15 protein-coding genes are annotated in these 12,530 nt (G+C 27.2%); 2 read left to right on the forward strand and 13 right to left on the reverse strand.

Features of this window, described 5'->3' with window-relative positions:
- Positions 1-109: 109 nt before the first annotated feature.
- The 10 genes from H8891_RS08550 to H8891_RS08605 all read right to left on the reverse strand — a co-directional run bounded on the left by H8891_RS08550 (position 110) and on the right by H8891_RS08605 (position 7,920).
- Positions 110-652, reverse strand: coding sequence for a VanZ family protein (locus H8891_RS08550; RefSeq protein ID WP_187006112.1), 543 nt, complete (start codon positions 650-652; stop codon positions 110-112).
- A gap of 195 nt (positions 653-847) precedes the next feature.
- The gene (saoL, locus tag H8891_RS08555) at positions 848-1,474 is read right to left on the reverse strand and encodes a MerB-like organometallic lyase SaoL (RefSeq protein ID WP_243207816.1); all 627 of its coding nucleotides are present in this window, start codon (positions 1,472-1,474) and stop codon (positions 848-850) included.
- A gap of 11 nt (positions 1,475-1,485) precedes the next feature.
- The gene (saoA, locus tag H8891_RS08560; protein ID WP_187006114.1) at positions 1,486-2,238 is read right to left on the reverse strand and encodes an ABC transporter ATP-binding protein SaoA; all 753 of its coding nucleotides are present in this window, start codon (positions 2,236-2,238) and stop codon (positions 1,486-1,488) included.
- Entirely contained in the window at positions 2,238-3,041 is an 804-nt protein-coding gene (gene saoP, locus H8891_RS08570; protein ID WP_330604964.1) for an ABC transporter permease subunit SaoP, read from the reverse strand. The genes saoA and saoP overlap by 1 nt, the downstream gene beginning before the upstream one ends.
- Positions 3,008-3,802: an ABC transporter substrate-binding (seleno)protein SaoB gene (saoB, locus tag H8891_RS08575; protein ID WP_243207817.1), complete on the reverse strand. Its 795-nt coding sequence runs from the start codon at positions 3,800-3,802 to the stop codon at positions 3,008-3,010. The genes saoP and saoB overlap by 34 nt, the downstream gene beginning before the upstream one ends.
- The gene (gene saoX, locus H8891_RS08585; RefSeq protein WP_187006118.1) at positions 3,789-4,898 is read right to left on the reverse strand and encodes an ABC transporter substrate-binding subunit SaoX; all 1,110 of its coding nucleotides are present in this window, start codon (positions 4,896-4,898) and stop codon (positions 3,789-3,791) included. Before saoX ends, saoB begins: the two co-directional genes overlap by 14 nt.
- A 32-nt stretch (positions 4,899-4,930) precedes the next feature.
- Positions 4,931-5,395, reverse strand: a complete 465-nt coding sequence (saoC, locus tag H8891_RS08590) for a Cys-Cys-COOH (seleno)protein SaoC (protein ID WP_187006119.1) — start codon at positions 5,393-5,395, stop codon at positions 4,931-4,933.
- Positions 5,385-6,464, reverse strand: a complete 1,080-nt coding sequence (gene saoE / locus H8891_RS08595) for an efflux transporter SaoE (RefSeq protein WP_187006120.1) — start codon at positions 6,462-6,464, stop codon at positions 5,385-5,387. The genes saoC and saoE overlap by 11 nt, the downstream gene beginning before the upstream one ends.
- A gap of 11 nt (positions 6,465-6,475) precedes the next feature.
- Positions 6,476-6,730, reverse strand: a complete 255-nt coding sequence (gene saoT, locus H8891_RS08600) for a thioredoxin-like (seleno)protein SaoT (protein WP_240067705.1) — start codon at positions 6,728-6,730, stop codon at positions 6,476-6,478.
- A 188-nt stretch (positions 6,731-6,918) separates the two neighbouring features.
- Positions 6,919-7,920, reverse strand: a complete 1,002-nt coding sequence (locus tag H8891_RS08605; RefSeq protein ID WP_187006122.1) for an ion channel — start codon at positions 7,918-7,920, stop codon at positions 6,919-6,921.
- A 183-nt stretch (positions 7,921-8,103) separates the two neighbouring features.
- Between H8891_RS08605 and H8891_RS08610 the strand changes: the two genes are divergently transcribed.
- Positions 8,104-8,532 (forward strand): hypothetical protein, encoded by a 429-nt coding sequence (locus tag H8891_RS08610; protein ID WP_187006123.1) that lies wholly within the window; start codon positions 8,104-8,106, stop codon positions 8,530-8,532.
- Positions 8,533-8,625: 93 nt separating this feature from the next.
- Positions 8,626-8,931: a DUF1540 domain-containing protein gene (locus H8891_RS08615; RefSeq protein ID WP_187006302.1), complete on the forward strand. Its 306-nt coding sequence runs from the start codon at positions 8,626-8,628 to the stop codon at positions 8,929-8,931.
- Between the two features lie 92 nt (positions 8,932-9,023).
- Here H8891_RS08615 and buk read toward each other — a convergent pair whose 3' ends face one another.
- The 3 genes from buk to iorA are packed head-to-tail and all read right to left on the reverse strand — an operon-like array spanning position 9,024 to position 12,489.
- Entirely contained in the window at positions 9,024-10,121 is a 1,098-nt protein-coding gene (gene buk, locus H8891_RS08620) for a butyrate kinase (protein WP_187006124.1), read from the reverse strand.
- Between the two features lie 3 nt (positions 10,122-10,124).
- The gene (locus H8891_RS08625; RefSeq protein WP_187006125.1) at positions 10,125-10,703 is read right to left on the reverse strand and encodes an indolepyruvate oxidoreductase subunit beta; all 579 of its coding nucleotides are present in this window, start codon (positions 10,701-10,703) and stop codon (positions 10,125-10,127) included.
- Between the two features lies 1 nt (position 10,704).
- On the reverse strand, positions 10,705-12,489 hold the full coding sequence (iorA, locus tag H8891_RS08630) for an indolepyruvate ferredoxin oxidoreductase subunit alpha (RefSeq protein WP_187006126.1): 1,785 nt from the start codon (positions 12,487-12,489) through the stop codon (positions 10,705-10,707).
- Positions 12,490-12,530: the final 41 nt, after the last annotated feature.

Consider the following 12,530-nt stretch of genomic DNA (forward strand, 5'->3'; position numbering starts at 1 on the left):
CTAAATAAGGTGGAAAATGTTTATTACCTAAATAAAAAATTTAAGTTCTCATTGTTTAAATCTATAATAAACATATATTTTCCACCTTAACTTATTAATTTTTTAATAACTAAATAGTCTCTTTATTCTTCTCATGTTCATTTTTCTTAAATAAAAATTTAAAAAATCCTCTTATACCTTTAAATGTTATTATTATAATAAGTAGTATAAAAATCCCTGTAAACGCCCCTGAAGAATCTATAACAACATCTTTCATACTCCCTACTCTTCCAGCTACTGATAATTGTCGCATTTCATCATAATAGGCATAAGTAATACTAGCTATCATAGCTACTAAACTAGCTATATATATTCTTTTACTAAGAACATAAACAAATAAACTTATAGAAGCTCCTATACATGCATATATACTAAAATGCGCTAACTTTCTAACTATATACCCCTTACCTCCATATTGTTTAAGTACATTAAATACCTTCTCTTTTACACTTATTAATCTATGATCTTTTAAAGTAACTTCTCCTCTAATATCATCTATTACCTTAACTGCTGTATCTGACTGCTCTTTTGAGACATTACCTTTTTGACTTGAAAAATAATACATAGTTCCCATAGTTAAAACTACTAATAATAAACATAATAGTTTTTTCATTATATCATCACCTTTCTTGATTAAACTAAGTATACAATATATAATTATCTATTTACAGTAACATTTCTGTAAAATATATTTATGCTATACTAATTACATAAAATTTTATATTTATAATCTTTTATTTTCAAACTAAAAAAGACTATACAAATAAGTAATATATATTTATACTACTTTTTCATATAGCCTTAATATTTATCCTACATAAAAAATATCATATGAAGCTTCCATGGCTTCATCAATATCTAAACAGTATATATCTTCATCATTTTCAAGCCCATTTTCTTTTATCCATTTATCAAATTCATTCTTCGTCCAGAAGAAGTTCATGATATTTCAGCAGCTAGCTGCCCAATTTGCATGTTTAGCTAAGTTTAAATGTAATACTCTTAAATTTGGATTATTTAAACTTACTATTTTTCCATCTTTTATAGATATATTTATTTCTTTTCCAGTAACGTAACATCTAGAACTTATATCTATATCTTGGTTAAACGTACATCTCCATCCAAGTGCATCAATTGCACACATCGCATTAAATTCTCTTTTGTCTGCTAAAGTAACTTTATGCATTGTAGGATGTGCTGAAACTGGATATATATAGTTTATATAATTATCTTCATCTACAACCATTATGTTTTCATCTATAAATAGTTTTAAAGTTTTATTTATACTATCTCCCTCTAAATTAAATCTTAGTTTTAATTCTTTTATAACTTCATTTAAACTTACAGGCCTTTTTTTATCTATTATAATATCCATTATAGCTATTCTAATTTCTTTTTGAATTTTGTCTAAATTTCTATACTTATTAGTCTTCATTAATATCTCCCTTAAACTCCGTAACACTTCGATAACTGTTTTGTTAATCTATTCTTATACTCTAAATACTCATCACTTTCTCTATCTCTAGGTCTACCTAAATCAATTTTTAAATCTTCTATTATACGTCCTTTATCCCTAGACATTACTACAACTCTATCACTCATATATACTGCTTCATCTACATCATGAGTAACCATTATTGCAGTTATTTTATTTTTTATCCATATATTTTCTAACTGTTCTTGAAGATTTTGTCTCATTTGAAAATCAACTGCTCCTAAAGGTTCATCCATTAATAAAACTTCAGGGTTACAAGCTAATGCTCTTATAACCGCTACCCTTTGTTTCATTCCTCCAGATAGTTGATGAGGATACATTTTTTCTTTTCCTTTTAAATCAGATATCTCAAGCAACTCTTCTAATTTTTTTTCTCTTTCTTCTTTTGAAAGTTTTTGTTGTTTCATAGGAAATTCTACGTTAGCTTTTACTGTTTTCCAAGGAAATAATGCATAATTTTGAAATACAAAAGCTCTATCTATTCCAGGTCTATCTACAACTTTATTATTTAATAAAACTTGTCCTTCTTCACAACTTTGAAAACCACCTATTATAGTTAGTAAAGTTGTTTTTCCACATCCAGATGGACCAAGTAAAGATACAAATTCCCCTTCTTTTATATCTAGATTTATATTTTCTAATACTTTATTTTCAACTTTATTATTCATAAAAGTTTTATTTACATTTTCTATTTTTAATTTCATTAATCATCAAACCTCCATTTGCAAAGGCTTTTGTTTATAAACTTTAATATTCTATCTATTATAAATCCTATTAATGCTGCAAATATCATAAGCCCAATTAAAAGTTCTGTATTCATCATTGTTTGAGCTTGTACCATAGAGTAACCAAGACCGGCACTCGTTGCTATGAACTCGGCTCAGATTACAGACATCCAACCAGTACTAATTGCAAGTCTTGCTCCTGTTAATATATCTGGAAGTGCAGCTGATAACATTACATTTGTAAATATGGTAAATGATGATGCTCCCATACTTTTTGCTGCATTGTAATAATCTTTTGATATGCTTCTAACTCCTTGTATTGTATTAAGAATTATAGGAAATACTCCTGCAAATGCTATTAAAAATATAGTAGGTCCATCTCCAATTCCAAACCATACTATAGTAAGTGGTACCCAAGCCATTATAGGTACTTGTCTTGCAGAGTCTACTAAAGGTGAAAATAACTTTTCACAACTACTTGAAAATCCCATTATAAGTCCAAGCGGTAACCCAAATAACATAGCATACATAAATCCTTTTAAAACTCTCTGAAGAGTTATTAATACATTTTTTACTATTTCAGGATCTGTTATGCATGTTATAAATCCTTTAAATACATCCATCGGCATAGGCAATAACAATGAACTCCCAATTTTTTCTGCACTAAATTGCCAAATTCCAATTATAATTATAACTGTTATTACTTTATATAATAAATCCAAAAATTTTCCATTGATTTTTTTCTTTTTTAATTTTGTATTTGCAGAAACTTTAACTTCCACTTTTTAAATTCCCCCAAATCTTTATCTGATATTTTTATATCTGTGTAATTTTCTAATTCATTTTTAAATATAGCTTTATTTTGTAAATCATTAACACTTTTATTATATAGCTTTAAAAATTTTTTATATGACTTACTTTCTTTAAATGTTTTATTAACTACTAAAACATAAGTATCATAGCTATTATTTATAGATGTGGAAAGTTTTGTACCTTCTAAACTAAGTGATTTTATAGCATCAACTATTACTCCATCGACTTTGTTACTTTCAAGTGCATAAGCTAATCCTCCACTTATAAAAGGTATACTCTTTGCTTTTTTATAATATTGTTTTATTAAATCCAACTGATAATTTCTATTTTGTGTATATCCTATTTTTTTAGGTTTTTTATCCTTAAGTAAAAATACATCTGAATTTTGAACTAAAGCATTAACTATTTCAAAATCTTTATCATATTTAACAAATTTATCTGCTGCTTCTTTACAAATTATAGCCATATCTATTTGGTCTGAACTCAGAGCCCATTGCATAGTACTTGCTCAACAATCATTTATAGAATATGGTTCTAATAAATTTTCAATATCTACGTCTGAAAAATAATTTTGATTTTTCATATAGTTAATTACAAAGCCAGAGGTATCATCAGATACCCCTACCCTTATATTTCCATCTATTTTTTCACTGTTTGGATTAAAAAACAATATAAATAAACTTCCGATTAATATTGCTAGCCCAATTAGTATATTTTTACTTTTGTCCATCTATCTCCATAGCCTTTTCTTTCCATTGTTCATAGCTCATACCTTCTGGGAATACTGGATTTACTTTTTCTTTTATAAAAGTATCAAAATCATCAGCTCCACAAGATTTTAAAAGCTCTTCATTTACAACTTCAGTGTACTCAGGTATCTTATCTAAAGCCTTATTATCTTTGTACATATCTAAGTTATTTTTATACTCATTTCCATCTATCTTCCAAGTAAGAGTTCTTCCTTCTCCTACAGTTTTTTTGTATATAGTCATTAGTGCAACTTCTTCATCCACATTATAGTTTTTAGCAAATATTTTAGCTGCTTTAACTGGATTAGTATATATATACTCTATAGCTTTTGTATGTGCTAAAACCATTTTCTTTGCAAGATCTGGATGTTCTTTTATAAAGTTTGTATTTAATGAAAATGAACAACAGTTATAATCTTTTCCTGTATTCTTTTCTTTAAATTGAGTTGTTGATATTATCTTCCCAACACCTTCTTTTTCAGCAAGTGATCCCCATGGGTCACAAGCACTAAATGCTTTTATTTGTCCTGTTTTTAAAGCTAAATAAGCATCTTTACTTGAATCTATATTTATAACTTGATACTTAGATGCATCCACTGGAAGTCCTGTTTCTGGACCATAATCTGTGGTCCATAGTAAATCATTTGCTGGATCTGATGCTATCTTTTGTCCTATTAACTCTTTTGGATCTTTTACATTTTTTGATACTACTAAATATTCTGATCCACCAGTATGATTATTTGCTGCCACTACTATTGGTGATCCTTTTGGAATAGCCCCAACTAATCCTTTAGTTCCAATGTAACCTGCATCCATTTGACCCGCTGCCATAGCTTCTGGTACTTTACCATTTCCAACAGCTTGTACATTTAATCCCAAATCTTTATATATACCTGCATCTACAGCAACTGGAGCCGCTGTCATATGATCACAATTATAATATCCTAATTTTATAGTATAATCTGAATTTCCTTTTGTAGCAGTTTCTTGTTTTTTATCATTACTACATCCTGTTAGAACTGTTGTACTTATTGCCCCTATCAATACTAATGCTTTTACTCTTTTTGATATTTTCATTTAAATCCTCCCAAATTATGATATATATTATATTAACAACATGAGTTCATGCCTTCTCCAAATAAATCTGTGAATTTATCTCCTTCTAACCTATATATTGCATATCCTACATTCCCATTTTTAGATCCTGATAATATTAATTCCATTTCATCTTTATTATCTATATTCTTAAATTCTATTGTCACATCTTCTTTTGGAGCTAATATAGATTTAGTCATATACATTTGACTTTCATCACTTATGATTCCTACCATTTCGTTATATTTATCATTTTTTTTATAAACTACTAATAAATCTTCAACATTATCATTATTTATATCTTTCTGAGTATACGTGATTATATTTTCATACTTTGCATTTTTCTTAAAGTAATTTAAATAAGATTCATTTACTTGTGGCAAATCTTTACTTTGCTTATTTTTTTCAGCACTATATATACCGATTCCAATAAAAACTACAACAACTCCTAGTAAAATTAATATTTTTTTACGCTTCATTTCTAACAACCTTTCTTAAGCTAGGCAATATAGCTTTTATACAGAAAATAACTATTATAAAAGAACATACATATTTCATGCTATCTGGTATATTTAACATTATAGAATTTGCTATATTTATAGATTCTTGTGTATAACTCATATTTATATTTGTAGCTTTACCCATTAGAAGATAATTTGTTATGTATCCTATAACTAAAGCACAAGTTGTAAGAGTTAAGGAATATATTGCTACAGTTCTTTTACCTATTACATTGTACATACTTATAAGTTCTGGTAAATTAGTAGCGGCCCCTGCTATTAAAAAAGTTATTGCCACTCCTGGAGATGCTCCACTTGCAACTAAAGCCGCTATAAAAGGAATATGACCAACTGCACATACATACATAATACATGCAAGTATTGCTATACTTCCTAAAGATAATACACCTGGATTACCTAAATATTTTTGAATTATGCTACTTGGAAATACTGTAGTTATAAAGCCTGCAACAAGCATACCTATTACTACATATTTACTAATAGTAAGTGCTAATTCTGAAAAAGACCATTTAAGTCCTTCTATTATTTTTTGACTAAAGCTTAAACTATCTTCTTCTAGCTCTATAGCTACCTCTTCATCTTCATCTTGTTTAATATATAATTCATTTTTTCCTAATTTATTTCCTAAAATTCCAACTATTAAAGGTACAACAAACCCTGATATAACATAAATAATAGTAATATCTGGCCCTAATAACCCTAAACTTAATACAACTGCTATAGGATTTATAATTGGAGTTGAGGTCATAAACGCAAGAACTGGACCCAAGTAGGCCCCTGAAAAATACATACTTATACCAATTGGAATAACTCCACAACTGCATATTGGAAGTAACATTCCTGAAACCGTACTTTTTAGCAATGATGAAATTTTTGTGTTTCCTAGAGATTTTTGAAATTTTTGAGGACTTATTAGATTATGTAGTAGACCTGCTATTATAAAACTTATGATAAGCCACCCTGAAGCCCCATTTAAAATACTTATAGATGAATATACTACATCTTTAAAAAATTCTAATATATACATTATTGTCTCCCTTAATTATTAATAGCTTGTATTATTGCTTTTTCTATAGTATCTTTTGACAATCTATCATATTTTTTTCTTTGATTTATAATTAAAGTTCCTTTTGTTATAATTCCATATTTTTTTATATAAGAAAAATCTTTTCCCGCTTGATATAACTTAATATCTAACTTATCTTTATACTTCTCCCCTATTTTTTTTATTAGCATCCCATGCTCGTCACATGTAGGTCACGTATTTATAAATTCCACTAATACCTTTGACATTTTATTCTCCTTTAAAGCTTAATTTATAATGAATATCTAAATTTCCCCCTTACCATCATCAATTATAACCATTTTTTACCATAATTGTACAATAGAATATATCTATAATTACTATTCTAAATATAGACAATTTCTATATTATTTTTACATTATTTATTAAATTGAATCAACTTTATTAAAATTTTAACTTACCTATTTATTTTTCTAGCTAAAGTAGCTGTCCAAATTCCAACCATAGTAACTCCCAAAAACATTTCTACCCCAGATAATAATATACTATGTCCAACTGGTATTATATCGCCATATCCTACTGTAGTGAAAGTAACTATACTAAAGTGAAATGCCCTTATAAAATCATTTATTGCTAAGGTAAGAGACTTATTTTCTAAATATATTTGTCTATATGATATAATTTCATTTTCTAAATTAAGCCCAAATGCCATATATAAAACAGTAAATATAAATATCATTTCTAATGAAGTTATAAGAGCATAAGTAGGTCTTTCACCATAACCACATATTAACCAAAAAGCAATAGATTTAAATTTACTTAATCCTTTTAGAGTATTCCGTTCCATATTTTTGTATATATAAAAATACTCTCCATAATGATTCAATAAGTTATTTTGCTGAAATTTATAAGCTATATCTCTATAAAATTTATAACTATTTTCTTTATTTTTAAAACCTGACTTATCAAAAAAAGTTTCTTCATCAAATCTGCTTACTAAACTATCATCAAATTCAAAATAATTAATATTAGATTCAACAAATTTAAAAGATTTAAAATCACAATCCTTAACAATCATACGATTTATACTACATTTTGATATTATACTCTTTTTTAAAATGCTATAGTCTGTAGTTAATTTCACAATATTTAAATCTTTAAATATTGCATTTTGCATATTACAGTTAATGAAATTTAATTTATTAAATCTACAATTTATAAAAATACTATTTTCAAAACTACAATTTTCAAATTCAATATTTTCAAATTCAATATTTTTAAATTTTATGTTATTAAGATTTAAACCTTTTACTACATTTAAATTTTTTTCTAAGTCAAAAGATATATAACCCTTAATTATGTTTAAACTATTTTCCTCTCTTATAGATTTATTTGCCAATTTTTTTTCAATATGAACATTAATGTTTTTTCGTAATTTATTAAAATCAATAGACTTCATAATCCTCTCCAAATAAATATTTTTTAAATTAATTAATTTTAACTTTATTTTACTAATTTATTAATTATTCAGTTTTGATATTAAATATTCCTTTGAAATAAATTAATTGAAATAAGTTTTTATCATAATTATTAAATTTTATTAATATACTTGTACAAATAACCAATATTGGAGGGTATATTTATGAATACTAAGATAAAAAATTTAGAAGAAAAACTACCGAAAAAATGTTGTTCATATTGCAAGCATCTTTCTCTAGAAGGTCCTAATAAAGATTTCACATATAATATTAAATGTATAATTTCAGATGATATACCTTTAAATGCAGATTTGTGTGAAAACTTTGACCCTGAAAATACAAATTTTAATACTTCAGATTTAGATGCTATTTATATTAAATTTTTAGAATCTAATCTTAGAGTTGACTATAATTCTTACTTAAAATCTTTACACTGGCAAATTTTCAAAGAAAAGGCTTTAAATCATTATAATAATCAGTGTTCAAAATGTGGATGTAGCGAAAACCTAAACGTTTATCATATAAATAAATATTTAGGAAGAGAAACATATGATGATGTTAATATACTTTGTGAAAATTGTTTAAATAATTAAATTTTATATATTACTAATATTTTTTTCAAATAATCAAATAATAAATTCATAGTCATTAATGACTATGAATTTATTATTTTGGAGGTATTTAATATGTCAAACCCTATAACTTGTTCAGCTACAACTTGTACTTATAACAGAAGTGGCGGATGTTATGCATCTGGAATAAAAGTTGATGGAAGTAAAGCTAATACTACTAGCGAAACAACTTGCTCAACTTACCAAGAAGGAGAATATAGTTCATTTACTAATAATGCCACAGAATCTACTATTGCACAAACAAATTCTATATCATGTGCAGCAACTAATTGTAAACATAATTATAGTGGTGCTTGTAAAGCTGAATCTATTCATATAAATATGAATGATGCTTCTTGTGAAACTTTTGTAAGCAAATAGAAACTTATACATCTACAAAAAAGGTATCTTAAAATCATACTATCAGATATTATTTTCCTATCTGTTAATATATTTAAGATACCTTTTTAAAATTAATTTACACTATAACTTTCTAATAATTCTTTTTCTTCATATTGTCTGTAATTTTCTTCCCCTCTTAATATTCTAAGCGCTCCATAAGCAAGTGCTTCTAACTCATTTTCCCCTGCAAGTATATTTACAGGAGCTATAAACTTAACTTTATTAGCTAATTCTTTAGTCAACTTTTTAGAATATGCTATTCCCCCTGTCAAAATTATAGCATCTACATTACCTTCTAAAACCGTAGCTAATTCTCCTATCCCTTTAGCAATTTGATAAATAAGTGCATTATATACTAATTTTGCTTTTTCATCATTATTTTCAATCATATTTTCTACTTCTCTAATATCTACAGTATTTAGGTGACCTACTATACCACCTTTTCCCCTGATTTTTTTTAACATTTCTTTGTGTGTATATTTTTTGCTATAACACATATCAACAACTTTTTTTACGGGTATTTTACCACTTCTCTCAGGAGAAAATGGACCTTCATCATCTGAAACTACATCTACCATTTTTCCTTTTTCATGTGCAGCAATTGTTATTCCTCCACCTAAATGCGCAACTATTAAATTCATATCTTTGTAATCTTTTTTATTATCTTTTGCAAATTTAATAGCCATAGCTCGTGAATTAAGTGCATGACTTAAACATGTTCTTTCTATTTCTGGAAATCCTAATACTCTAGCCACATCAGTTAGTTCATCAACTGAAACACTATCATATATATATGCATTTATATTTAATTCTTTTGATATTTCATAAGCTATAAGTGCTCCCAAATTAGATGCATGTTCAACAATTGCTCTATTTTTTAATCTATCTACCATAACCTCATTAATTAAATAAGCTCCTGATTTAACTGGAGGTAATATTCCTCCTCTACCTACTATGGCATCTAAATCGCATATATTGAAATCATTTTCCCAAAGAACATTTAAAACTTTTTCTTTTCTCATTTCAAATTGATCGGTTATATTTTTATAAATTTCTAATTCATTTGCACTATGATTTATACTTTTTGAAAAAATCATTCTCTCATTTTCATATACTGCAATTTTAGTAGATGTTGAACCTGGATTTATTGCTAATATTTTATACCCCATAAACTACTCCCCTTTTACTAAATTCATTCCCACCTCAAATGCTTTTATATTTATGTCTATAAACTCCTTTTTTACATTATCACTTATAATTTTGTTCCAGTCAATATTTTCAAGATTCATAGACTTAACTAAACTTCCAAGCAATATTATATTCATAGTTTTAGGATTACCTAGCTTTATTGCATCATTTGATGCATCTACTAATCTTGCACCAACTCTTTTTAACTCTTCATTTATTTCATCTTCTAAATAATTAGCTTTTCCTGTAATTATTGGCATAGAATTTATTTTATAATCGTTAACTATTAATTTTCCACCTGATTTTAGATACTTTAACCATCTTAAAGCTTCCATTTTTTCAAATGAAACTAATATATCAGCTCCTCCAATTTCTATAACAGGAGAGTAAACTTTATCTCCATATCTAACTTGGGAAGATACTGAACCACCTCTTTGACTCATACCATGTATTTCACTCATTTTAACATCATATCCAGCTTCCATAAGTCCTATTGTCAAAAGCTTACTAGCAAGTATAGTTCCTTGCCCTCCAACTCCAACTAAAAGTATACTATTTGTCATTTTATTTATCCCCCTTATATATAGCTTGCTTAGGACATATTTGTGAGCAAACTTCACAGCCTACACAACTAGTTTTATCTATAAAAGCTTTTTTATTTTCTTTGTCAAAAGATATAGATGGACATCCTGATTTTATACACAACTTACATCCTATACATAACTTTTTATCTACGTCACATTTTTCTTTAAATACTCCTTCAAATTCTTTTTTGTCTTTTATAGATAATTTTTTAAGTACACAAGGCCATCTAGTTATAATAACTGAAGGTTCATCAAGTTCTAATGCCCAATCTAAAGTTTTATTAACTTGTTCTAAATTATTTGGATCTATAGTTTTAACATTTTTTATTCCACAAGCTAAAACTAATTTTTCTATGTCAATCTCTTCAACTTCTTTACCCTGTAAAGTATATCCTGTTCCTGGATTTTGTTGATGCCCTGTCATTCCAGTTATTCTATTATCTAATATTACAGATATAGTATTGCTCTTATTATAAGCTATATCTATAAGTGAATTTATGCCTGTATGGAAAAATGTTGAATCCCCCAAAACTCCAACAACTCTCATATTATTATTTTCCTTCATATTAAATACTTGTTGAGCTCCATGTCCTACACTTAAACTAGCTCCCATACATACTATAGAATCTAATGCATTATAAGGAGATGCAAACCCTAATGAATAACATCCTATATCTCCTGATATCATCACATTTTTTCTTTTACCTATCTCATAAAAGAATCCTCTATGAGGACATCCTGAACATAGTGTTGGTGGTCTTCCTACAACTAAATCTTCATTATATTTTATAGTTTCTTTATTTTCATTAAAAATAGCTTTTCTTATTACATCTGGAGTCATCTCTCCTGTATATGGAAATATATCTTTTCCTATTACGTCTATTCCCATTGATTTCACTTGATCTTCTATGAATTTATCATTTTCTTCTATTACATAAATCTTTTTTACCTTATTAGCAAATTCTTTTATTTTTTTATCTGGCATAGGATTTGTAAATCCAAGTTTCAAATAAGATGCATTATCTTTAAATACTTCTTTTGCATATGTATAACAAACACCACTTGATATTATCCCAATTTCATTATTATTTATTTCCATAAAATTAAGTTCTGTAGTATTTGAATATTCTTTTAATTTATCTAATCTCTTTTCTACTTCTATTCTTAAATTTCTTGCATGTGCAGGAACTGTAACCCTTTTTTTCACATCTTTTACATAACCTTTAATTTTTATTTCTTCTCTATCAACGCAGTTGACTATTCCTTTAGAATGACACAATCTAGTAGTTACTCTATATAATATCGGTGTGTCATATTTTTCACTAACTTTATAAGCCTCTTTTATCATATCTTTAGCTTCTTGACTAGTTGATGGCTCAAATAATCCTATTTTAGCAAACTTAGCATAATTTCTATTATCTTGTTCATTCTGAGATGAGTGCATTCCTGGTTCATCTGCTGAAACTAATATCATTCCTCCATTAACCCCTGTATATGCAAATGTAAATAATGGATCTGCTGCTACATTTACTCCAACATGCTTCATGCAAGCAAGTGTTCTAGCCCCTGCTATAGAACCACCTATGCTAGCTTCAAGTGCTACCTTTTCATTTGGAGCCCATTCAGCGAGTATACTATCTTTATACATAGCTATATTTTCTAATATTTCAGTACTTGGAGTTCCTGGATATGCAGATGCATATTTAACTCCTGCTTCATAAGCTCCTCGAGCTATAGCTTCATTACCAGTCATTAATAATTTCATATTTATCCCCCTATATGTAATTTATTAAATCTATTTAAATT

It is taken from the genome of Paeniclostridium hominis, assembly GCF_014306135.1.
GTDB lineage: Bacteria > Bacillota > Clostridia > Peptostreptococcales > Peptostreptococcaceae > Paraclostridium > Paraclostridium hominis.

What these genes read in the sequence shown, in the direction of transcription:
- H8891_RS08550 (WP_187006112.1), bottom strand. Translation starts at nt 652, where the DNA reads ATGAAAAAACTATTATGTTTATTATTAGTAGTTTTAACTATGGGAACT.
- saoA (WP_187006114.1), bottom strand. Translation starts at nt 2,238, where the DNA reads ATGAAATTAAAAATAGAAAATGTAAATAAAACTTTTATGAATAATAAA.
- saoX (WP_187006118.1), bottom strand. Translation starts at nt 4,898, where the DNA reads ATGAAAATATCAAAAAGAGTAAAAGCATTAGTATTGATAGGGGCAATA.
- saoC (WP_187006119.1), bottom strand. Translation starts at nt 5,395, where the DNA reads ATGAAGCGTAAAAAAATATTAATTTTACTAGGAGTTGTTGTAGTTTTT.
- saoE (WP_187006120.1), bottom strand. Translation starts at nt 6,464, where the DNA reads ATGTATATATTAGAATTTTTTAAAGATGTAGTATATTCATCTATAAGT.
- H8891_RS08605 (WP_187006122.1), bottom strand. Translation starts at nt 7,920, where the DNA reads ATGAAGTCTATTGATTTTAATAAATTACGAAAAAACATTAATGTTCAT.
- H8891_RS08610 (WP_187006123.1), top strand. Translation starts at nt 8,104, where the DNA reads ATGAATACTAAGATAAAAAATTTAGAAGAAAAACTACCGAAAAAATGT.
- H8891_RS08615 (WP_187006302.1), top strand. Translation starts at nt 8,626, where the DNA reads ATGTCAAACCCTATAACTTGTTCAGCTACAACTTGTACTTATAACAGA.
- buk (WP_187006124.1), bottom strand. Translation starts at nt 10,121, where the DNA reads ATGGGGTATAAAATATTAGCAATAAATCCAGGTTCAACATCTACTAAA.
- H8891_RS08625 (WP_187006125.1), bottom strand. Translation starts at nt 10,703, where the DNA reads ATGACAAATAGTATACTTTTAGTTGGAGTTGGAGGGCAAGGAACTATA.
- iorA (WP_187006126.1), bottom strand. Translation starts at nt 12,489, where the DNA reads ATGAAATTATTAATGACTGGTAATGAAGCTATAGCTCGAGGAGCTTAT.